This is a genomic window from Stutzerimonas sp. KH-1 (assembly GCF_054483855.1).
The window spans coordinates 4,153,039-4,173,411 of record NZ_CM137011.1; the positions used below are offsets into that span (position 1 = coordinate 4,153,039).

General features: G+C 64.2%; 20 protein-coding genes. 11 read left to right on the forward strand and 9 right to left on the reverse strand.

The window, feature by feature from the left end; genetic code table 11:
• The first annotated feature begins 17 nt into the window (after nt 1-17).
• From mrdA to ACX1DW_RS19870, 9 genes are all read left to right on the forward strand, one after another.
• The gene (gene mrdA, locus ACX1DW_RS19830; protein WP_458992230.1) at nt 18-1,907 is read left to right on the forward strand and encodes a penicillin-binding protein 2; all 1,890 of its coding nucleotides are present in this window, start codon (nt 18-20) and stop codon (nt 1,905-1,907) included.
• Nucleotides 1,904-3,049, forward strand: coding sequence for a rod shape-determining protein RodA (gene rodA, locus ACX1DW_RS19835; RefSeq protein WP_063540849.1), 1,146 nt, complete (start codon nt 1,904-1,906; stop codon nt 3,047-3,049). The genes mrdA and rodA overlap by 4 nt, the downstream gene beginning before the upstream one ends.
• 47 nt (nt 3,050-3,096) lie before the next feature.
• Nucleotides 3,097-4,074 (forward strand): lytic murein transglycosylase B, encoded by a 978-nt coding sequence (gene mltB, locus ACX1DW_RS19840; protein ID WP_152481816.1) that lies wholly within the window; start codon nt 3,097-3,099, stop codon nt 4,072-4,074.
• Nucleotides 4,071-5,063 (forward strand): septal ring lytic transglycosylase RlpA family protein, encoded by a 993-nt coding sequence (locus ACX1DW_RS19845; protein ID WP_102838763.1) that lies wholly within the window; start codon nt 4,071-4,073, stop codon nt 5,061-5,063. The genes mltB and ACX1DW_RS19845 overlap by 4 nt, the downstream gene beginning before the upstream one ends.
• Before the next feature lie 48 nt (nt 5,064-5,111).
• Entirely contained in the window at nt 5,112-6,269 is a 1,158-nt protein-coding gene (locus ACX1DW_RS19850; RefSeq protein ID WP_110775741.1) for a D-alanyl-D-alanine carboxypeptidase family protein, read from the forward strand.
• 66 nt (nt 6,270-6,335) lie between these two features.
• Nucleotides 6,336-6,617 (forward strand): DUF493 domain-containing protein, encoded by a 282-nt coding sequence (locus ACX1DW_RS19855; protein WP_041015896.1) that lies wholly within the window; start codon nt 6,336-6,338, stop codon nt 6,615-6,617.
• Nucleotides 6,617-7,273, forward strand: a complete 657-nt coding sequence (lipB, locus tag ACX1DW_RS19860) for a lipoyl(octanoyl) transferase LipB (protein WP_063540853.1) — start codon at nt 6,617-6,619, stop codon at nt 7,271-7,273. Before ACX1DW_RS19855 ends, lipB begins: the two co-directional genes overlap by 1 nt.
• Nucleotides 7,266-8,243, forward strand: a complete 978-nt coding sequence (lipA, locus tag ACX1DW_RS19865; RefSeq protein ID WP_110775742.1) for a lipoyl synthase — start codon at nt 7,266-7,268, stop codon at nt 8,241-8,243. The genes lipB and lipA overlap by 8 nt, the downstream gene beginning before the upstream one ends.
• 201 nt (nt 8,244-8,444) lie before the next feature.
• On the forward strand, nt 8,445-8,789 hold the full coding sequence (locus ACX1DW_RS19870) for a hypothetical protein (protein WP_063540855.1): 345 nt from the start codon (nt 8,445-8,447) through the stop codon (nt 8,787-8,789).
• A gap of 90 nt (nt 8,790-8,879) precedes the next feature.
• On the opposite strand, the gene ACX1DW_RS19875 is transcribed toward ACX1DW_RS19870, so the two are convergent.
• The 5 genes from ACX1DW_RS19875 to leuS all read right to left on the reverse strand — a co-directional run bounded on the left by ACX1DW_RS19875 (nt 8,880) and on the right by leuS (nt 14,802).
• Nucleotides 8,880-10,178, reverse strand: a complete 1,299-nt coding sequence (locus ACX1DW_RS19875; RefSeq protein WP_267935582.1) for a lytic murein transglycosylase — start codon at nt 10,176-10,178, stop codon at nt 8,880-8,882.
• 62 nt (nt 10,179-10,240) lie between these two features.
• Entirely contained in the window at nt 10,241-10,399 is a 159-nt protein-coding gene (arfA, locus tag ACX1DW_RS19880; protein ID WP_102838758.1) for an alternative ribosome rescue factor ArfA, read from the reverse strand.
• Nucleotides 10,400-10,477: 78 nt separating this feature from the next.
• Nucleotides 10,478-11,509 (reverse strand): DNA polymerase III subunit delta, encoded by a 1,032-nt coding sequence (gene holA / locus ACX1DW_RS19885; protein WP_458992231.1) that lies wholly within the window; start codon nt 11,507-11,509, stop codon nt 10,478-10,480.
• A gap of 37 nt (nt 11,510-11,546) precedes the next feature.
• Nucleotides 11,547-12,152 carry an LPS-assembly lipoprotein LptE gene (locus tag ACX1DW_RS19890; protein WP_458992232.1) on the reverse strand — a complete coding sequence of 202 codons (606 nt, stop codon included), beginning with the start codon at nt 12,150-12,152 and terminating at the stop codon, nt 11,547-11,549.
• Between the two features lie 43 nt (nt 12,153-12,195).
• Nucleotides 12,196-14,802, reverse strand: coding sequence for a leucine--tRNA ligase (leuS, locus tag ACX1DW_RS19895; RefSeq protein WP_458992233.1), 2,607 nt, complete (start codon nt 14,800-14,802; stop codon nt 12,196-12,198).
• Between the two features lie 262 nt (nt 14,803-15,064).
• Here leuS and ACX1DW_RS19900 point away from each other — a divergent pair, with 262 nt between their 5' ends.
• Both ACX1DW_RS19900 and ACX1DW_RS19905 read left to right on the forward strand, forming a co-directional pair.
• A complete protein-coding gene (locus tag ACX1DW_RS19900; RefSeq protein WP_125867077.1) occupies nt 15,065-15,508 on the forward strand; it encodes a hypothetical protein in 444 nt (147 codons plus the stop codon).
• 65 nt (nt 15,509-15,573) lie between these two features.
• A complete protein-coding gene (locus tag ACX1DW_RS19905; RefSeq protein ID WP_394375042.1) occupies nt 15,574-16,347 on the forward strand; it encodes a YdcF family protein in 774 nt (257 codons plus the stop codon).
• Nucleotides 16,348-16,383: 36 nt separating this feature from the next.
• Here the strand turns inward: ACX1DW_RS19905 and lnt are convergent, their stop codons facing one another.
• From lnt to ACX1DW_RS19925, 4 genes are all read right to left on the reverse strand, one after another.
• Complete coding sequence (gene lnt, locus ACX1DW_RS19910) at nt 16,384-17,895, reverse strand: apolipoprotein N-acyltransferase (RefSeq protein WP_458992234.1); 1,512 nt, start codon at nt 17,893-17,895, stop codon at nt 16,384-16,386.
• 103 nt (nt 17,896-17,998) lie between these two features.
• Nucleotides 17,999-18,841 carry an HlyC/CorC family transporter gene (locus ACX1DW_RS19915; RefSeq protein ID WP_063540862.1) on the reverse strand — a complete coding sequence of 281 codons (843 nt, stop codon included), beginning with the start codon at nt 18,839-18,841 and terminating at the stop codon, nt 17,999-18,001.
• Nucleotides 18,842-18,851: 10 nt separating this feature from the next.
• Nucleotides 18,852-19,334, reverse strand: a complete 483-nt coding sequence (gene ybeY / locus ACX1DW_RS19920) for an rRNA maturation RNase YbeY (protein ID WP_267908242.1) — start codon at nt 19,332-19,334, stop codon at nt 18,852-18,854.
• Complete coding sequence (locus ACX1DW_RS19925; RefSeq protein ID WP_156245125.1) at nt 19,327-20,334, reverse strand: PhoH family protein; 1,008 nt, start codon at nt 20,332-20,334, stop codon at nt 19,327-19,329. The genes ybeY and ACX1DW_RS19925 overlap by 8 nt, the downstream gene beginning before the upstream one ends.
• Between the last annotated feature and the right edge of the window lie 39 nt (nt 20,335-20,373).

Genomic DNA, 20,373 nt, shown 5'->3' on the forward strand with positions numbered 1-20,373 from the left:
ACGCGAACACTTCCGATATGCCGCAACCGATTCAGCTCAAGGATCACGAAAAGGACGCCGTGCTGGTACGCCGACGCGTGATCGTGGGGCTTGCCGTCGTGCTGCTGCTGATCGGCGTGCTGGTGGCGCGCATGTACTACCTGCAGGTGGTGCAGTTCGAGCATCACTCGACGCTGTCGGAGAACAACCGCGTCCACGTTCAGCCGATCCCGCCCAACCGCGGGCTGATCTTCGATCGCCAGGGACGGGTCATCGCCGACAACCGGCCGAGTTTCAGCCTGACCGTGACCCGCGAACGTGCCGGCGACTGGCGGGGCGTGCTCGACTCGGTGGTGGAGATTCTCGAACTGGGCGAGGAAGAGCGCGGGTTGTTCGAGAAGCGCGTGCTGCAGGGACGGCGGCCGTTCGAGCCGGTGCCGATCATGTACGAACTGTCCGAGGAACAGATCGCCCGTATCGCGGTGAACCAGTTCCGTCTACCCGGCGTCGAGGTCGCGGCGCAGCTGGTGCGTCATTACCCGCAAGGGCCGCATTTCGCGCATTCGGTCGGCTACGTCGGGCGGATCAATGAACAGGAGCTCAAGCAGCTCGATCCGGTCAACTACAGCGGTACGCACCACGTCGGCAAGACCGGAATCGAGAAGTTCTACGAGGACGAGCTGCACGGCCAGGTCGGTTACGAGGAGGTCGAGACCAACGCCCGTGGGCGGGTCCTGCGCGTGCTCAAGCGAACCGATCCGATCCCGGGCAAGGACATCACCCTGTCGCTCGACCTGGATCTGCAGGAGGCGGCCGAGGCGGCCCTGGGCGGGCGCCGTGGCGCCATCGTCGCGCTGCTGCCGGACACCGGCGAGGTGGTCGCCATGGTCAGCCAGCCGAGCTTCGATCCCAACCTGTTCGTCACGGGAATCAGCTTCAAGGACTACGGCGAGCTGCGCGACTCGATCGACCGGCCACTGTACAACCGCGTGCTGCGCGGCCTGTACCCGCCGGGCTCGACGATCAAGCCGATGATGGCGGTGGCCGGGCTCGATGCCGGGGTGATCACGCCGACCAGCAGGGTGTTCGATCCGGGCTTCTTCCAGCTGCCCAACGTCAAGCACAAGTACCGCAACTGGAATCGCAGTGGCGACGGCTGGGTCGATCTCGATCTGGCCATTGCCCGTTCCAATGACACCTACTTCTACGACATGGCGCACAAGCTGGGCGTCGACCGCATGCACGATTACATGACCCGATTCGGCCTGGGTCAGCGGGTATCGCTGGACATGTACGAAGAGACCGCAGGCCTGATGCCCTCGCGCGACTGGAAGCGGGCGCGCTACCGGCAGCCCTGGTATCCCGGCGAGACGGTCATTCTCGGCATTGGTCAGGGCTACATGCAGGCCACGCCACTGCAGCTGGCCCAGGCCACGGCGCTGGTGGCCACGCGCGGTAAATGGATTCGTCCGCATTTGGCGCGCAGCATCGGTGGCAAGGCGCCGGTGGACCCGGAACCGATTCCGGACATTCAGTTGCGCGATCCGCGTTTCTGGGATTATGCGACCCACGGCATGGAGCAGGTGCTGCATGGCGCGCGCGGTACGGCGCGCAAGGTCGGAGACGATTCGGTCTATCGCATCGCTGGCAAGAGCGGCACCGCCCAGGTCGTGGCGATTCGCCAGGGCGAGAAGTACGACAGCGCCAAACTGGCCGAGCGCCATCGCGACCACGCGCTGTTCGTCGCGTTCGCGCCGGTGCACGACCCGCAGATTGCCGTGGCGGTGATGGTGGAAAACGGAGAGTCCGGTTCCGGTGTCGCCGCGCCAGTGGCCAAGCAGGTCATGGATGCCTGGTTGCTGGACGAAGAGGGCAAGCTCAAGCCCGAGTTCGCACCGCCGCTGACTGCCGAAGGGAAGAAGCCATGAGCGGCAATTTCGACCGCACCCTGTCCCGCGAGGATGTATTGCGCCGCCGCGCCAGCCTGCTGCAGCGCCTGCACATCGACGGGCTGCTGCTGGTGCTGCTCTTGGTACTGGCCGCCGGCAGCCTGTTCATTCTTTATTCGGCCAGTGGCAAGAACTGGGATCTGGTGATCAAGCAGGCAACTTCCTTCGGTCTCGGCCTCGGTGCCATGCTGGTGATTGCACAGTTCGAGCCGCGTTTCATGGCGCGCTGGGTACCGCTGGGCTATCTGGGCGTGGTGGCGCTGCTGGTCGCGGTCGAGGTGGTCGGGCACACGGCGATGGGCGCCACGCGCTGGATCAACATTCCGGGGGTGATTCGCTTCCAACCGTCGGAGTTCATGAAGATCATCATGCCGATGACGATCGCCTGGTACCTTTCGACCCGCAGCCTGCCGCCAAGTCTCAAGCATACGGCAATCAGCCTGTCGCTGATCTTCGTGCCGTTCGTGCTGATCCTCAAGCAGCCTGACTTGGGCACCTCGCTACTGATTCTGGCGTCCGGCGCGTTCGTGCTGTTCATCGCCGGTCTGCGCTGGCGCTGGATCATCGGTGCGGTGGCGGCGGTCGTGCCCATCGCCGTGGCGATGTGGTACTTCGTCCTGCACAACTATCAGAAGCAGCGCGTACTGACCTTTCTCGATCCGGAAAGCGATCCGCTGGGCACGGGGTGGAACATCATTCAGTCGAAGGCCGCGATTGGCTCGGGCGGTGTGTTCGGCAAGGGCTGGCTGGCCGGGACGCAGTCGCACCTGGATTTTTTGCCGGAAAGCCACACTGACTTTATCATCGCCGTGCTTGCCGAAGAGTTCGGCCTGGTCGGTGTCTGCTTGCTCCTGCTGGTCTATCTGCTATTGATCACGCGCGGGCTGGTGATCACGGTGCAGGCGCAAACATTGTTCGGAAAACTGCTGGCTGGCGCCTTGACGATGACATTCTTCGTTTACGTTTTCGTCAATATCGGTATGGTCAGTGGGCTGTTGCCCGTGGTGGGGGTGCCGTTGCCCTTCATCAGTTACGGTGGAACTTCATTGGTGACCCTGCTGTCAGGGTTCGGGGTTTTGATGTCGATCCACACCCATCGCAAGTGGATCGCACAGGTTTGACGAGAGTGAATTTGTTGACTTCATTACGGCGTGGTTGGGTGGTGCGAATGCTGGGGGGCGTGGGCTTGGCTGGTGCCGTGCTGGGAAGCCTGCCGCTACAGGCCGCTGACTACGTCGGTCCCAACGTGGACGAGTTTGTCGCTGAAATGACGCGCGACTACGGATTCGCCAGCGAGCAGCTGCACGAGCTGTTTGCAAAGGCCGAGCGTAAGCAGGCCATTCTCGATGCGATTTCGCGGCCAGCCGAACGAGTCAAGCCGTGGAAGGAATACCGGCCGATCTTCCTCACCGACTCGCGTGTCGCCCAGGGCGTCGACTTCTGGCGCGAGAACGAGGCGGCGCTGGCCCGTGCCGAAGCCGAGTACGGCGTGCCGGCCGAGATCATCGTGGCGATCATCGGCGTGGAAACCTTCTACGGGCGCAACACCGGCAGCCATCGCGTGATCGATGCACTGTCGACTCTGGGCTTCGACTATCCGCCGCGGCAGCCTTTCTTCCGCCAGCAGCTCAAGGAGTTTCTGCTACTGACCCGCGAGGAGCAGGTCGACCCGCTGACGCTCAAGGGATCCTACGCTGGAGCCATGGGCCTGCCGCAGTTCATGCCGAGCAGCTTCCGCGCCTACGCGGTGGACTTCGACAGTGACGGCCATATCGACATCTGGAACAACCCCACCGATGCCATCGGCAGTGCCGCCAGTTACTTCAAACAGCATGGCTGGGCTGCCGGCGAACCGGTGGTGGCGCGGGCCAAGGTCTCCGGCGAGCGTGTCGAGGAAGGCCTGACCGTTGGCCTCGAATCACAGAAGAACGCCGGCGAGATGCGCGCCCTGGGTTGGCAGTTCGACAAATCTGTGGCCAACGAGACCGCCGTCACAGCGTTCCGTCTGGAAGGTGCCGATGGCGATGAATACTGGCTGGGCCTGCCGAATTTCTACGTGATCACCCGCTATAACCGCAGCGTGATGTACGCCATGGCCGTGCATCAGCTGTCCCAGCAGCTGGCTGAAGCGCGAGGCGATCAATGAGCCTTCTCTGGACAAGAGTGTTTGCCCTGAGCATGACGGCAGCACTGCTGGCGAGCTGCTCGTCGACTCCTGCACCGAGCACTACGCCGAGCAAGGGCAGCGGCATCAGCGGTCCAGGTGATTACGCTCGTCCGCACAAGGATGGCGCGCCCTGGTGGGACGTGGACGTCTCGCAGATTCCGGACGCGGTGCCGATGCCGCATTACGGGCCATACAAGGCCAACCCGTATACGGTGCTCGGCAAGACCTATTTCCCCATCAGCGACGGACGCCGTTATTCGGCGACCGGGACGGCGTCCTGGTACGGCACCAAGTTTCACGGGCAGCCCACCGCCAATGGCGAGAAGTATGACCTGTACGGCATGAGCGCAGCGCACAAGACACTGCCATTGCCGACCTATGTAAAGGTCACCAACCTGGAAAACGGACGCACCGTGACGCTGCGCGTCAACGACCGGGGGCCATTCTACTCGGACAGAATCATCGACCTGTCGTTTGCCGCTGCAAAAAAGCTCGGCTACGCCGAACGTGGCACCGCCAAGGTCAAGGTCGAGGGGATCGATCCGCAACAGTGGTGGGCCGAGCAGGGCCGACCGGTGCCCAGCATGATGGCGCAGCCGCAGGTTGCCGCGGCCAAGCCGGCCAGCAACATGGCGCAACCGATCGAGCAGTACACCCCGCCGCCGCAGCAGCACGCCGCGGCGACGGTGCCGCTGGAAATCGAAGCAAAAAAAAACGCTTCGCCCGCAGCCTCTGGCCTGTTTCTCCAGGTTGGCGCCTTCGCCAATCCGGATGCGGCGCAGCTGCTCAAGGACAAGCTGAGCGGCGTGGTGTCTGCACCGGTGTTCATCAGCTCGGTGGTACACAACCAGCAGACCCTGCACCGGGTGCGGCTGGGACCCATCGACACGCCGGATGAGGCCTTGCAGCTCGAGCAGAGCGTACGCCTGGCCAATCTCGGACAGCCGCGCCGCGTCGCGGTCGACTGAGCCTTCTGCAATTCTTGCCTTGTTTTACCTGACTAACTTGAGATTCGGATGAACATCACCAGCCTCGTGCAACGCTCCCTAGTCCTGATTCTGCTGGCGGTCGCTCCTACCGTCTGGGCGGCGCAGATCCTGCCGTCACCGCCACAGCTGGCGGCCAAGTCCTACATGCTGATGGATGCGGCCAGTGGTGAGGTGCTGGTCGAGCACAACGGTGACGAGCGCCTGCCTCCCGCCAGTCTGACCAAGCTGATGACCGCCTACATCGCCACCCTGGAAATACAGAAGGGCCAGATCAGCGATAGCGACATGGTTACCGTCAGCGAGAAGGCCTGGCGTACCGGTGGCTCCCGGATGTTCATCCAGGTCAATACCCAGGTTTCGGTGGATGATCTGTTGCACGGCATCATCATTCAGTCTGGCAACGATGCCAGCGTGGCAATGGCCGAGCATATCGCCGGTAGCGAAGAGGCTTTCGCTGACCTGATGAACGCGACGGCTCAGCGCCTGGGCATGACCAATAGTCATTTCATGAACGCCACCGGTCTGCCGGATCCGGAGCACTACTCCTCGGCGAACGACATGGCCAAGCTGGCCCGCGCGATCATCTACGAGGATCCGGCGCACTACGCCATCTATGCGCAGAAGGAGTTCCTCTGGAACAACATCAAGCAGCCCAACCGCAACCTGCTGCTGTGGCGCGACAAGACTGTCGACGGTCTGAAGACCGGTCATACCGAGGAGGCTGGCTACTGCCTGGTGGCCTCTGCGGTGCGTGACAACATGCGTCTGATCTCGGTGGTGTTCGGCACCGACAGCGAGCAGGCGCGTGCCGCGGAAACGCAAAAACTGCTGACGTACGGCTTCCGCTTCTTCGAGACCCGCACCTTCTACCAGAAGGGCACCGAGCTGGCCGAAGCCCAGGTCTGGAAGGGGCAGCAGAGCAAGCTCAAGGCCGGCCTGGCCCAGGACCTGACCATGACGCTGCCGCGCGGCCAAGTGGAGAAGCTGCAAGCCGTCATGAGCTTCAACGGTACGCTGACCGCGCCGATCCAGCAGGGCGATGTCGTTGGCAAGGTCGAGGTCAAGTTGGATGACAAGGTCGTGCGTAGCACCGACCTGGTGGCGCTGGAAACGGTTGAAGAGGGTGGGCTGTTCCGCCGTTTTTGGGATAGCATTCGCCTGTTCTTCTACAGCCTGTTCAACTGACCACGCTCGCGTGCGCCGCGGCTGATCCCGCCGCGGCGCACGTGCGGATCACGAGTCCGTTACGCCATGACCGATAATCAAGATGTCGCTGCACCCAAGATCGACTTTCCCTGCGAGCGCTACCCGATCAAGGTGATCGGCGACGCGGGCGAAGGCTTCCGTGAGGTGGTGATCGAAGTCATCCAGCGCCACGCGCCGGACTTCGACGAGACCACCGTGGTCACCCGTGACAGCCGCAACGGACGCTTCCTTTCGCTGCAGGTGCTGATCACTGCCACCGGCGTCGAACAGCTGCAGGCGATCCATGTCGACCTGCGGGCCACTGGTCGTGTCCACATGGTGCTGTGATGACCCACGAAGTGGGTGTGCGTGAGCTCGGCCTGATCGAGTATCGGGCGGCCTGGCAGGCCATGCAGCATTTCACCAATACGCGCGATGCCGCCAGTGGCGACGAAATCTGGCTGCTGCAGCACCCGCCCGTGTTCACCCAGGGCCAGGCCGGCAAGGCCGAACATCTGCTGTTCCCCGGCGATATTCCGGTGGTGCAGGTGGACCGCGGCGGTCAGGTGACCTATCACGGGCCCGGCCAGCTGGTTGGCTACCTGCTGCTGGATGTACGCCGACTCGGTATCGGTGTACGGGAGCTGGTCAGTCGCATCGAGCAGAGTCTGATCGATCTGCTCGCCGGCTATGGTGTCGAGGCGGCTGCCAAAGCGGATGCACCGGGCGTTTATGTCGATGGTGCAAAGATCGCGTCTCTGGGCCTGCGCATTCGCAATGGCCGGTCCTTCCACGGCCTGGCGCTGAACGTGGACATGGATCTCGAACCTTTCCGGCGCATCAACCCCTGCGGTTATGCAGGGCTGCCCATGACCCAGTTGCGTGACCTGATCGGGCCGATCGACATCTCTGAAGTGGCCGATCGACTGCGTGATCATCTGGTCCGGCAGCTCGGATACGCGCAACAGAAGACCCTCGCGGGCGGAATCGAAGCTTATGAGTAGTGTAGAAACGGCAGGCAAGCGCCCGGCCAAGGTAGAGGCCGGCGTCAAACTGCGCGGTGCCGAAAAGGTCGCGCGGATTCCGGTGAAGATCATCCCCACCGATGAACTGCCGAAGAAGCCTGATTGGATCCGCGTGCGCATCCCGGTATCGCCGGAGGTCGACCAGATCAAGCAGACCCTGCGCAAGCACAAGCTGCACAGCGTCTGTGAGGAGGCGTCCTGCCCGAACCTGGGCGAGTGCTTCTCCAGCGGCACCGCGACCTTCATGATCATGGGCGACATCTGCACCCGTCGCTGCCCATTCTGCGACGTCGGCCATGGCCGGCCGAACGCGCTGGACCCGGACGAACCGAAGAACCTGGCCCAGGCCATTGCCGACATGCGCCTGAAGTACGTGGTGATCACCTCGGTGGACCGCGACGACCTGCGCGACGGCGGTGCCCAGCATTTCGCCGACTGCTTGCGCGAGATCCGCAAGCTGTCGCCGTCCATTCAGCTGGAGACCCTGGTGCCGGATTATCGCGGGCGCATGGAAATCGCCCTGGATATCACTGCCACTGAGCCGCCGGATGTGTTCAACCACAATCTCGAAACCGTGCCGCGGTTGTACAAGTCCTCGCGGCCGGGGTCGGATTTCGAGTGGTCGCTGGATCTGCTGGAGAAGTTCAAGCAGCGCGTGCCGGGCGTGCCGACCAAGTCAGGACTGATGCTCGGTCTTGGCGAGACCGATGAAGAGGTCATCGAGGTCATGCAGCGTATGCGCGAGCACGACATCGACATGCTGACCCTCGGCCAGTACCTGCAGCCGTCACGCAATCACCTGCCGGTGCAGCGTTTCGTCCATCCCGACACCTTCGCCTGGTTCGCCGAGGAAGGCATGAAGATGGGCTTCAAGAACATTGCGTCCGGCCCGCTGGTGCGTTCCTCGTACCATGCCGATCAGCAGGCCCACGGCGCCAAGCACGACTGATCCGTACCGGCGTTCTGCCGTTGAAAAGGAAGCCGCGAAGGTAATCAAGATTGCCTCCGCGGCTTTTTTTCTGCCCGCACACTGTAGTCGGCGAAGGCTGCAGCCGAAGCGTTGGCAGGAAAATTGCGGCATTTCACCGCATTAGACTTTGGTCTATAGTGGCCCGGTTTACACTACGAGGCCAACCGAGGGCCACAGCAGATGAACGAACCCCAGTTGAAGAACCTGCTTGATGATCTGGATGCCGCCAAGGTCGAGTGCGACGCGATGAGCCGTCTGGTGGTGACGCGTCTGGCCAAGCAGCACATTCCATATCGTGCGATGTTGGGGCAGGTGGAGTTGGACGGTAAGGTGCTGTCGCCACACTTCTGGGTCGAGGCTGATGGCTGTGTGATCGATTACCGAGCGCGCCAGCGGCTGGGTGGCGATCAGCGTGTGCCCCATGGCGTCGTTCCGCGCGAGGCTGTGCAGGCACACTATCAGGGGCAGCAAGTGGTCATCGATCCGCTACCGGACTACCTCTACGAGGTGGCGGTCAAGCACTGAGAAGCGACCTGCCATAACGAAAAAGCCCGGCCATCATGCCGGGCTTTTTTGTTTGCCGAGTTTTCGCCCCGCTCGAAGCGCAGGCTGCGCTCAAGGCTGGGCGCGTAGGCGACCGAGCAGCTCCTGAGTGGGATGGCCGTCGGCCGGCCAACCCAGCTGCTGCTGGAAGCCGCGAATGGCCTTGCGTGTATTGGCGCCGATGATGCCGTCCGGCGTGCCCGGGTCGAAGCCTTGGGCGACCAGGCGCTCCTGCAGCTCCAGGCGTTCCGAGCGGCTGAGCGGTTGCTCACCACGTGGCCAGCTGCCGGCAACCTGGCCCTTGCCCTGAAAGTTCTCAGACAGCAGACCGATGGCCAGCGCATAGGCCGAGGAATTGTTGTAGCGCAGGATCGCGCGGAAGTTGTCCATGATCAGGAACGCGGGGCCGCGGTGGCCGGCAGGCAGCAGCAGACTGGCATTGGCCTCGTCCACTCCTTGGGGTAGTCCGCGCAGGCCGAGGCGACGCCATTCGGCCAGCGGCTTGCGAATCTCGCTATCGGCCAGGGCATAGTCGAAGCCACTGGGCAGCTGCACCTCGAAACCCCAGGGCTGACCTTGCTTCCAACCGGAGGCCTGCAGGTAGTGCGCAGCGGATGCCAGGGCGTCGGCCGAGCTGTTCCAGATATCGCGCTTGCCGTCACCGTCGAAGTCCACCGCATGGGTGTTGTAGGTGGTCGGGATGAATTGCGTCTGGCCCATGGCGCCAGCCCAGGAACCGCGCATCTGCTGCGGCGACACGTCGCCGTGCTGGAGGATTTCCAACGCGGCGATCAGCTGGCTCTTGGCAAAGGCCGGACGGCGTCCTTCATGGGCGAGGGTGGCCAGCGAGCGGATCACCGACTTGTCGCCCATGATCTGGCCGAAACTGCTCTCCAGGCCCCAGACGGCAACCAGGGTCTCGCGATCGACGCCGTAGCGGGCTTCGATGCGGTCCAGGGTCGCGGCGTGCTGGTTTAGCAGGCGTTGTCCGCTGCGGACTCGCTGGGCTGAAATCGCGCTTTCCAGATATTGCCAGACGGGGCGCGTGAATTCCGGCTGGCTGCGATCAGCTTCGATCACCGCAGGATCGGGCTGCACGCCGGCGAAGGCGCGGTCGAAGGTCGTGGCGGAGATGCCCGCTTCCAGGGCTTCGGCACGGAATTGCTCGCGCCACTGGCTGAAGCTGAGATGAGTGGCTTCTGCTGGCGCGTCGACGACGGGCTTGTCGCTACGCTGGACAGAGGGCGCGGGTGCGTTGCTGACAAGGGAGGACTGCGCAAGGGGTTCGGCGGCACAGGCGACCACCAGGCTCATCGCCGAGGCGGCGACCAGCGTTCGCAGCAGCAGAACGGGAACGAAGGTGTAAAACATGCACCACTCTCGAAAGGTGTCGTCGGCCGCAGACATTATCACGCTTTCGGGGTGTTGGGTTTTCAGGCCGCCAGAAGGACCGAAGCCTCCCAGTTGGTGGACTGGGAGGCTTCGCGGCGGTAGCTGCCTTTGCCTTTCTTTGGCGTTTCCTGGCGCTGGCGGAACAGTGGTTGCGCGACCAGGCGTTTGGCCTTGTTCGTTCTTTTCTTGCGTGTGCTCATGACGTATCCCTGAGTAGCCCGGTATCGGACAGCGGCATCATAGGGTTTGTACAAAAAATGTCCAGCAGACTGGCGTTGTCAGCTTGCGCCCAGCCGGCGACCGCTCAGCTGCAGGCAGATATTGGCCAGCCCGATCCAGGGATCGCCTTCGGCCTGGCCTTTGATCTGCTCGTCTATGCGCTGTGCAGCCATCAGCAAGCGGCTCCAGCCGGCGGCGTCGTGCCGTTGCAGTGCCTTGGAGACCAGCGGGCGTCGTTTGTCCCAGACCGGCGGACGTGCCTGGCTGAAGGCGCGCTCGAGCGGAACGCCCTGCCCGTACTGCTGGGCGATATTGGCCAGCAGGCGCAGCTCGCGCGCCAAGGCCCAGAGGACCACCGGCGCTTCCACGCCCTCGCCACGCAGGCCTTCGAGCATGTGCAGCGCGTGGGCGGCCTGGCCGTGGAGTGCCGCGTCGATCAGGCCGAAGACGTCGTAGCGGGCGCTGTCGGCTACGGCTGCTTGCACAGTGTCAGCACTGATCTGGCCGGCGTCGGCCAGCAGTTTCAGCTTTTCGATCTCCTGCGCGGCGGCGAGCAGATTACCCTCGACCCGTGCCGCGATCAGCTCGACGGCTTCCTGATCGGCGGACAGACCGGCCTGGGCCAGCCGCTGGCGGATCCATTGCGGTAGCTGCGCGGCGTCTACCGGCCAGATCTGCAGAAACTGCACGTCCTTGCCGTCGATCAGCGCCTTGGCCCACTTTGTCTTCTGCGTGCTGCCATCAAGCTTGGGCAGGCTGATCAACAGCGCCGTGTCTTCGGCCGGGCGCGCCAGGTAGTCCAGCAACGCCGCAGCGCCCTTGTCCCCCGGCTTGCCATTGGGAATGCGCAGTTCGATCAGACGTTTCTCCGCGAACAGCGACAGGCTGGCGCCGGCCTCGATGAGCTGGCCCCAGTCGAAGCCGGTCTCGACGTGGAAGACCTGACGCTCACTGAAACCCTGCGCGCGGGTTGCCGCGCGAATCGCATCGCAGGCTTCCTGACACAACAGGTGCTCGTCACCGCAGACCACGTAGATGGGCGCAAGGGTGCCTTGCAGATGCTTGCCGAGTTGAGCGGGAGAGAGCTTCATGGGTGCGGAAACGGGGGCGCGAGGCCCCCGTGCAGACTCAGCGGACGGGTAGCTGGATGGGCGACTGCTGCGGTTGCGCATCCTGGGCGCGGCGGGCGGCTTCGACGGCCTCCGCTTCGGCACGGGCCTTGGCTTCGGCCTCCTGCTGCAGGCGGTCGAGCTGTGCCGGGGTGATGCGCTGGATACGTAGGGCGAGCTGCTGAAGCAGCTCGCGACGCATTTCCTGGCGCAACTGGTCGCCTTCCTGGGACGAGCCGATCAGGTTGTTGCTGTCGTGCACGTAGACCTTCTGCACCTCGATGCTGTCTTCGAGCAGCAGCAGGTTCCGCGGGCCACGGAATTCGTAATCGAGTGTGCTGGTCAGCTCGTACTCGGCGCTGCGTGCCGAGCTGGTGTAGCTGGCGGTGCGCTGGCGGGTCTGCTCGCGGGCCAGGTTGAGGCTGTACTTGGCCCCCGGGTAAACCCGCACGTCGTTGCTTTCGAGCAGCGCTTCGAGCTGCTGGACCGTCTCGCCATAGCTGTTGCGGGCCTGCAGATCGATTTCCTTGAGACCGAACTCCACATCACCGGTGCCGCGCAGCTGGAAACCGCAGGCGCTCAGCAGCAATGTCAGACCCAGCACCACCAGATTCCGTTTGTTCATCTTGTTATCCCCTTGCAGACCCGGCGCAGGCGCCGGGACCGAATCAGTTAGCGACGATGTTGACCAGCTTGCCCGGCACCACGATGACCTTGCGGATGGTCAGACCTTCGGTGAAGCGCAGCACGTTCTCGTTGCCGCGCGCGGCGGTCTCCACCTCTTCGCGGCTGGCGCTGGCCGGCACTTCGATCTGGCCACGCAGCTTGCCGTTGACCTGAACCACCAGAGTCAGGCTGTCCTGCACGAGGGCGGATTCGTCGACCTTCGGCCATTGCGCATCGATGATCGCGCCGCTCTTGCCCAGCCGCTGCCAGAGTTCGTGAGAGATGTGCGGGGTGATCGGGGCCAGCAGCAGGGCGACCGTTTCCAGGCCTTCCTGCAGCAGAGCACGGTCCTGCTCGCTGGCGGTCGGCGCCTTCTCCAGCACGTTCATCAGTGTCATCACCTGGGCAATGGCGGTATTGAACTTGTGGTGCTGGCCGACATCGGTGCTGGCCTGCTTGATCGCCAGGTGAATCGCGCGGCGCACGGCCTTCTGCTCGTCGCTCAGCGTGGCCAGATCGAGCGTACCCGGCAGCCCGGCGCTGACATGCGCATGGGCCAGACGCCAGACGCGGCGCAGGAAGCGGCTGGCGCCCTCGACGCCGGAGTCGGACCATTCCAGGCTCATGTCCGGCGGCGAGGCGAACATCATGAACAGGCGGCAGGTGTCGGCGCCGTAGGCATCGATCATCGCCTGCGGGTCGACGCCGTTGTTCTTCGACTTGGACATCTTCTCGGTGCCGCCGATTTCCACCGGCTGCCCGTCGGTCTTCAGCCTGGCACCGATGACCTTGGCCTTGGCATCACGCTCGACCTCGACGTCGGCCGGGTTGAACCAGTCCTTGCCGCCGTTTTCCAGGGTGCGGTAGTAGGTCTCGGCGACCACCATGCCCTGGGTCAGCAGATTCTTGAACGGCTCGTTGGAGCTGACCAGGCCCTCGTCGCGCATCAGCTTGTGGAAGAAGCGCGCGTAGAGCAGGTGCAGGATGGCGTGTTCGATGCCGCCGATGTACTGATCCACCGGCAACCAGTGGTTGGCCGCCTGCGGGTCGACCATGCCCTGGTCGTAGTTCGGGCTGGCGTAGCGGGCGAAGTACCAGGACGACTCGACGAAGGTGTCCATGGTGTCGGTTTCGCGCTTGGCAGGTGCGCCGCACTTCGGGCAGCTGCACTCGTAGAACTCGGGCATCTTCGCCAGCGGCGAGCCGGCGCCATCCGGCACCACGTCTTCGGGCAGCACGACCGGCAGCTGGTCTTCCGGCACCGGCACGTCGCCGCAGCTGTCGCAATGGATGATCGGGATCGGGCAGCCCCAGTAGCGCTGGCGGCTGATGCCCCAGTCGCGCAGGCGGAACTGGGTGCGCGCCTGGCCGAGGCCTTTCTTCTGCAGCGCCACTTCGATGGCGTCGAAGGCGCCTTCGAAATCCAGGCCGTCATAGACGCCGGAGTTGATCAGCTGGCCGTGCTCGCCGTAGGCGTCCTGCCAGGGCGCGGGCGTCTCGTCGCCGGCGCTGGTGCGCACCACCGGCTTGATCGGCAGGCCGTATTTGCTGGCGAATTCGAAGTCGCGCTCGTCATGCGCCGGCACGGCCATGACCGCGCCCTCGCCGTAGTTCATCAGCACGTAGTTGGCGACCCACACCGGCAACAGCTCGCCGGTCAGCGGGTGTTGCACACGCAGGGAAGTGGCCAGGCCTTTCTTCTCTTGGGTGGCGATGTCGGCTTCGGCGACGCCGCCGCGCTTGCACTCGTCGATGAAGGCCTGCAGCTCGGGGTTGTTCTGCGCGGCGAGAGTGGCCAGCGGATGTTCCGCTGCAACGGCCACGTAGGTCGCACCCATCAGCGTATCGGGGCGGGTGGTGAAGACCTTCATCACGCCTTCGCTGCCGATGCTGGCGACGTCGTAGGGGAAGCTGATCTCCATGCCGCGCGACTTGCCGATCCAGTTGCGCTGCATGGTCTTGACCTGCTCGGGCCAGCCGTCCAGCTCGTCCAGACTCTCCAGCAGCTCATCCGCGTAGGCGGTGATCTTGAAGTAGTACATCGGGATTTCGCGCTTCTCGATCAGCGCGCCCGAACGCCAGCCGCGGCCATCGATGACCTGCTCGTTGGCCAGCACGGTCTGGTCCACCGGGTCCCAGTTCACGGTGCCGTTCTTGCGATAGATCACGCCCTTTTCGTACAGGCGGGTGAACAGCCACTGCTCCCAACGGTAATAGTCAGGCTTGCAGGTGGTGACTTCACGGGTCCAGTCGACGGCCAGGCCCAGGCTTTTCAGCTGGGCCTTCATGTAGGCGATGTTCTCGTAAGTCCACTTCGCCGGCGCCACCTGATTTTTCATCGCGGCGTTCTCGGCCGGCATGCCGAAGGCGTCCCAGCCCATGGGCTGCAGGACGTTCTTGCCCTGCATGCGCTGGTAGCGGGCGATCACGTCGCCAATGGTGTAGTTGCGCACGTGGCCCATGTGCAGCTTGCCGCTGGGGTAGGGGAACATCGACAGGCAATAGAAGGTGTCCTTGCCGGGCTGTTCGCTCACTTCAAAGGATTTCTGCGAATCCCAGTGGGATTGCGCGGCGGCTTCGATCTCGCGGGGCTGATACTGTTCGTGCATGGCTACTGGCGTTGGATAGGGGCTGGCTCTCCGCGAATGCGCTGGCGCAGGCTCGGCTGGCAGGTCGGCACGACCTTGTGCAAACGCGACCCGGCGGGTGGCGGACGGAGGCATGGAAGCGCCGTAGCATACATGACCCCCCGCAGCCTAGGGAAACCCGATTTGCCGTCAGCACCGAGGGTTCCGTCTGTCGCGTCCGGCTTGAGCGAGCCAGGCTGAGCTACGCTTGATCCAGGGGCCGGACAAATGCGAGGTATGTCCAATGGAAAGAGAGTCGCAATCAGAGGACAGCAGTCTGTATGCGCGGGTGCTGCAGCGCTTGAGTTCGGCGCTGCAGGAGGCAGAGCGTGGCGAATCAGGTGCCGCTGGCGAACTGGAGGTCGGCGGGTTGACGCCGGCGGAATTCGAGTTGATTCGCGCCTATCTGCAACGTGATTCCCAATGGCTTTCCGGCTGGCATGCGGCTGCCGAGGAACAGGCTCATCTCACGCGCCAGGCGATGCGGCCAGCCGTGCGTGGTGGCGGGCGGCAGCGCCATGGCGCACGCCTCAGGCATGCGCCGCTGCACCTGCAGCAGAGCCTCAGTTGCGCGCTTTGCAATACCAAGGTGACCTGGCCGGAAGGTGCCGGGCCTGCGACGTGTCCGGCCTGCGGCTCGCAGCTGCTACGTGCACGGCAACGTCTGCAGACCTACCCGCGCCATTGACCGCCCCCTGCGCCGACAAATCGGCCGACAGCCGCTAGAGTGTCGACCTTTGCCGGAGAGCTGGGATGCCCATTCGTTATTTCTTCAAGCAACTGCTGTTGCCGCCGGGGGGGCTGCTGCTCCTGTTGCTGCTGGGCTGGTGGCTGCGCCGACGCGCGCCGAGGCTGGCGGCGCTGTGTTTCGTCACCGGCTTCGGTGGGCTCTGGCTGATGAGCCTGCCGATCGTCGTCGAATGGACGGCGCGCGCGGTGGAGCGCGAGCCGGCATTGGCCGAGGCGCGCTGGCCGAAATTGAGCGGGCAGGCCGGTGCCATCGTGGTACTGGGCGCCGGCCGGGAGCAGAACGATCCGGCCTGGGGCGGTGATCAGCCAGGCTACGTAGCGCTGGAGCGCCTGCGCTATGCCGCGCGCGTCGCCAAGGCATCTGGCCTGCCGATTCTCACCAGTGGCGGTCTGCACTACGGCCAGCCGCCCAGCGAAGCTATGCTTGGCGCCGAGGTGTTGCAGCGCGATCTAGGCGTCGCCACCCGCTGGCTGGAGGAGCGCAGCCGTACGACCTGGGAGAACGCCGTGCTCAGTGCCGAGCTGCTGCGCTCGGCTGGCATCGAGCGGGTGGTGCTGGTCACCTCGGCCGCGCACATGCCTCGTTCGCGTTGGTGCTTCGAGCAGAACGGCATCGAAGTGATTGCCGCGCCAGTGGGCTTCATGGGCGTGCCCAACGGCCGCCCTTTGAACGGCTGGCTGCCGGAGGCCAAGGCTTACTGGCAGAACGGCATGCTGCTCAATGAAATCGTCGGCATGGCGGTGTACCCGCTGGTTTATCGCTCGGCGAACGATTGAGCGGAACGCTTTCATTCGTAGGGGCTTAGGGTGCCCCTATGCGGACTTGCGTCTGACCAGCGCCCAGCCGAGCAGCAACACGCATGCCGCGATCAGCGGCCAGGAGCGCCAGCGCAGGTAGGGCGTCAGCCCCTGCATCGGCGTGACCTCGCCATACAGCACAGCCTGTTCGAACTGCGGAACCTGCTCGGTGATGCGCCCATAGGGGTCGATCAGCACGGTGATGCCGTTGTTGGTTGCGCGGATCATCCAGCGTCCGGCCTCCAGGGCGCGCATCTGCGCCATCTGCAGGTGCTGCAGTGGGCCGATGGAGCGGCCGAACCAGGCGTCGTTGCTCACCGTCAGCAGCAGGTCGCTCTGCGCCGCGAGGCCCGCGGCGAACTCCGGATAGACCACCTCATAGCAGATGTAGGGCGCGATCTGCAGGCCTCTGGCCTGTAGCAGCGGCTGGCCGGGTTCGCCGCGGGCGAAATCGGACATCGGCAGGTCGAAGAAGGCGATCAGCCCGCGCAACAGTTCCTGCAGCGGCACATACTCGCCGAACGGCACCAGCTTCTGCTTGAGGTAGGTACCGGCACCCTCGCCAGCGGTGGTCAGGCCGTTGTAGTAGCGCAGCTCGCCCTCGGCGTTGGGCTGGCGCACCGGCACGCCGGTGATGAGAGCCGATCCGCGCTGCTTGGCGAAGCCGGCCATCATTGTCAGGTAGCCTTCGGCGTGTTCCTTGAGGATCGGCACGGCGGTTTCCGGCCAGACGATCAGGTCCGCCGGACGGCTGCGAAAGGTCATGTCGCGATACAGCAGCAGCTGCATCTCGAGCTTCTTCGGGTCCCACTTCATGCTCTGCTCGACGTTGCCCTGCACTGCAACCACGCTCAAGGGCTCGCCCTTGTCTTGGGTCCAGGCGCGATCCTTGAGTGCCAGGCCGGTCAGCCAGGGGGCGATCAGCAACAGGACGCCGGCCAGCAGGCGCGGCTTGTCGGCACGCAGTCGCGGCAGCGCGACCAGCAGGGTGGCGCTCAGGGCGATGGCGAAGCTCAGCAGCCAGACGCCACCCACCGGCGCCAGCCCGGATAGCGGGCCGTCGAGCTGGCTATAGCCGATATAGAGCCAGGGAAAGCCAGTGAGCAGCCAGCCACGCAGTGCGTCGAAGGCTAGCCAGAGCGCGGCGAAGGCCAGCGCGTCACCGAGCGCGGAATGGCGATTGCGCAGCAGCCGCACCCAAAGCCAGCCGAGCAGGGCGAAGAACAGCGCCAGGCCGGCGACGAAGCCGAGCGTGAGCAGGCCGGCCAGTGGCGGCGACGCCGCGCCGAAATCATGGATGCTGACATAGACCCAGCTGACGCCCGAGGCGAACAGGCCAAAGCCGTAGCACCAGCCGCGCTGCGCCGCCTGCTTTGGCCCGGTTTCGCGCAGGCCGAGGTAGAGCAGCGCGACCGACAGCAGGGCCAGTGGCCAGATGTCGAAGGGCGCCAGGGAGAGGGTGGTCAGCGTGCCGGCCAGCAGGGCCAGCAGATTGCCCGGCCAGCCGGGGCGGGTGAACCAGTGCATGGGGTTTCCTTGCGCGGGGATTGCGGCGCAGGCTACGGGCAACGTCGCGATCGGGCAAGCTGCCCGGCGACTCGCCGCCCATAGGCGGGCGACAAGTCGCGGGTCATGCGCTTTCCAGGCGGCTCAGGCGCAGCATGTGCACGCGGCGGCTGTCGGCGTTCAATACGCGAACGCGGAAGCCGTCGATCTCGGTCACCTCGTTGCGCTTGGGCAGATGGCCGAAGGTGCTCATCACCAGGCCGGCGACAGTATCGAACTCATCGTCGGGGAAGGCGCTGCCGAAGTACTCGTTGAAGCTGTCGATCGGTGTCAGCGCCTTGACCAGGAAGTCGCCACTGGGCAGCGGGCGGATATAGCTGTCTTCCTCGACGTCGTGCTCGTCCTCGATGTCGCCGACGATCTGCTCGAGCACGTCCTCGATGGTCACCAGGCCGGCCACGCCGCCGTACTCGTCGATGACGATGGCCATGTGATTGTGGTTGGCGCGGAACTCGCGCAGCAGCACATTGAGACGCTTGGATTCGGGCACGAAGGTGGCCGGGCGCAGCAGGTCCTTGATGTCGAAGTTGTGATGCTCATCCTTGAGAATCAGCGGCAGCAGATCCTTGGCCAGCAGCACGCCGATCACCTCGTCGAGGCTCTCGCCGACCACCGGGTAGCGCGAATGCGCGGCGGCGATGATGGCGGGTAGAAATTCGCGTGGCGACTGGTCGGCCTTGATGCTGATCACCTGCGACCGCGGCACCATGATGTCGCGTACCTGCAGGTCGGCGACCTGGATGGCGCCTTCGACGATGGCTAGCGCCTCGTTGTCGAGCAGCTTGTTCTGGTGGGCTTCGCGCAGGATCTCCAGAAGCTCCTGGCGATTCTTGGGTTCATGGGCAAAAGCCTGGGTGATTCTTTCCAGCCAGGTCTTCTGCCCGCTGATCGATCGATCTTCGCTCATGTCGTTTGACTCAAGAGTCCTTGCAAATGCCCGTATCGGGCGAATCTTCAGCATAGGGGTCGGGATGCCCCAGTTCGGTCAGCAGCTGGCGCTCCAGCGCTTCCATTTCCTCGGCTTCGGCATCCTCGATGTGGTCGTAGCCGAGCAGATGCAGGCAGCCGTGGATGACCAGGTGGGCCCAGTGCGCGTCGAGGGCCTTGCCCTGTTCCGCCGCCTCGCGCTCGACCACCGGCACGCAGATCACCAGGTCGCCGAGCAGCGGGATGTCGAGAAACTCGTCCGGCACGTCGGCCGGGAACGACAGCACGTTGGTGGCGTAGTCCTTCTGCCGCCAGGTGCGGTTCAGCTCGCGGCCTTCGGCTTCGTCGACCAGGCGAATGGTCAGTTCTGAATCGCCGCTGCGCTGGCGCAACGCCAGTTCGCACCAGCGTTGCAGGTCTGCCGCAGCGGGCGTGGCGCCATCGCTGGCGCATTGCAGGTCGAGTTCAATCATCGGCGGCATCCCGCGCGGCGCGCTTGCTGGCCGGCGACTGACGATCCTCGAACGACTCGTACGCCTCGACGATGCGTTGCACCAGCGGGTGGCGCACCACGTCCTTGGGCTTGAAGTGGGTGAAGCTGATGCCGTTGACGTCCTTGAGCACCTCGATGACATGCGCCAGGCCGCTCTTGGTACCCCGCGGCAGGTCGACCTGGGTGATGTCGCCGGTGATCACCGCGGTGGAGCCGAAGCCGATCCGCGTGAGGAACATCTTCATCTGTTCCTGGGTGGTGTTCTGGCTTTCATCGAGGATGATGAAGCTGTTGTTCAGCGTGCGCCCGCGCATGTAGGCCAGCGGGGCGATCTCGATCACCTGTTTCTCGATCAGTCGCGCCACGTGCTCGAAGCCAAGCATTTCGTAGAGCGCGTCATAGAGCGGGCGCAGATAGGGGTCGATCTTCTGCGCCAGGTCACCGGGCAGGAAACCGAGCTTCTCGCCGGCTTCCACCGCCGGACGCACCAAGAGGATGCGGCGCACCTGCTCGCGTTCCAGTGCGTCCACCGCGCAGGCCACCGCCAGGTAGGTCTTGCCGGTACCGGCCGGGCCAACACCGAAGTTGATGTCGTTGTCGAGAATGGCCTTTACATAGCGCTGCTGGTTGGCACCGCGCGGGCGGATCATGCCTTTCTTGGTGCGCAGCGCCACGCCCTGGTGGGCGTTCGGGTTGGCCAGTTCCTCCATGCCGGATTCCTGCAGGTACAGGTGCACCATGTCCGGGGACAGCTCGGTGGTCTTGGTCTCGCGGTACAGGCGGCGCAGGAGATTCTCGGCGGATTTGGCCACGTTGCTCGGGCCGACCAGTTCGAACTGATTGCCGCGGTTGCGGATTTCCAGCTCCAGGCGCTGTTCGATCAGGCGCAGATGCTCGTCGAACTGGCCGCAGAGATTGGCGAAGCGACGGGCTTCAAAGGGTTCGAGGGTGAAACGATGCGGTTCTATGGGTGCGTTCAAGGGCTTTTATATGTGGCCGATATCGGCGAAATGATGAAA

Bases quoted from the DNA above. Each gene is read 5' to 3' on its own strand.
- ACX1DW_RS19905 (WP_394375042.1), top strand. From the start codon at position 15,574: ATGCCCATTCGTTATTTCTTCAAGCAACTGCTGTTGCCGCCGGGGGGG.
- ACX1DW_RS19900 (WP_125867077.1), top strand. From the start codon at position 15,065: ATGGAAAGAGAGTCGCAATCAGAGGACAGCAGTCTGTATGCGCGGGTG.
- arfA (WP_102838758.1), bottom strand. From the start codon at position 10,399: ATGAGCACACGCAAGAAAAGAACGAACAAGGCCAAACGCCTGGTCGCG.
- lipA (WP_110775742.1), top strand. From the start codon at position 7,266: ATGAGTAGTGTAGAAACGGCAGGCAAGCGCCCGGCCAAGGTAGAGGCC.
- ACX1DW_RS19870 (WP_063540855.1), top strand. From the start codon at position 8,445: ATGAACGAACCCCAGTTGAAGAACCTGCTTGATGATCTGGATGCCGCC.
- rodA (WP_063540849.1), top strand. From the start codon at position 1,904: ATGAGCGGCAATTTCGACCGCACCCTGTCCCGCGAGGATGTATTGCGC.
- leuS (WP_458992233.1), bottom strand. From the start codon at position 14,802: ATGCACGAACAGTATCAGCCCCGCGAGATCGAAGCCGCCGCGCAATCC.
- ACX1DW_RS19915 (WP_063540862.1), bottom strand. From the start codon at position 18,841: ATGAGCGAAGATCGATCGATCAGCGGGCAGAAGACCTGGCTGGAAAGA.
- ybeY (WP_267908242.1), bottom strand. From the start codon at position 19,334: ATGATTGAACTCGACCTGCAATGCGCCAGCGATGGCGCCACGCCCGCT.
- holA (WP_458992231.1), bottom strand. From the start codon at position 11,509: ATGAAGCTCTCTCCCGCTCAACTCGGCAAGCATCTGCAAGGCACCCTT.
- ACX1DW_RS19850 (WP_110775741.1), top strand. From the start codon at position 5,112: ATGAACATCACCAGCCTCGTGCAACGCTCCCTAGTCCTGATTCTGCTG.
- ACX1DW_RS19845 (WP_102838763.1), top strand. From the start codon at position 4,071: ATGAGCCTTCTCTGGACAAGAGTGTTTGCCCTGAGCATGACGGCAGCA.
- lipB (WP_063540853.1), top strand. From the start codon at position 6,617: ATGACCCACGAAGTGGGTGTGCGTGAGCTCGGCCTGATCGAGTATCGG.
- ACX1DW_RS19890 (WP_458992232.1), bottom strand. From the start codon at position 12,152: ATGAACAAACGGAATCTGGTGGTGCTGGGTCTGACATTGCTGCTGAGC.
- ACX1DW_RS19855 (WP_041015896.1), top strand. From the start codon at position 6,336: ATGACCGATAATCAAGATGTCGCTGCACCCAAGATCGACTTTCCCTGC.
- mrdA (WP_458992230.1), top strand. From the start codon at position 18: ATGCCGCAACCGATTCAGCTCAAGGATCACGAAAAGGACGCCGTGCTG.
- ACX1DW_RS19875 (WP_267935582.1), bottom strand. From the start codon at position 10,178: ATGTTTTACACCTTCGTTCCCGTTCTGCTGCTGCGAACGCTGGTCGCC.
- lnt (WP_458992234.1), bottom strand. From the start codon at position 17,895: ATGCACTGGTTCACCCGCCCCGGCTGGCCGGGCAATCTGCTGGCCCTG.
- mltB (WP_152481816.1), top strand. From the start codon at position 3,097: ATGCTGGGGGGCGTGGGCTTGGCTGGTGCCGTGCTGGGAAGCCTGCCG.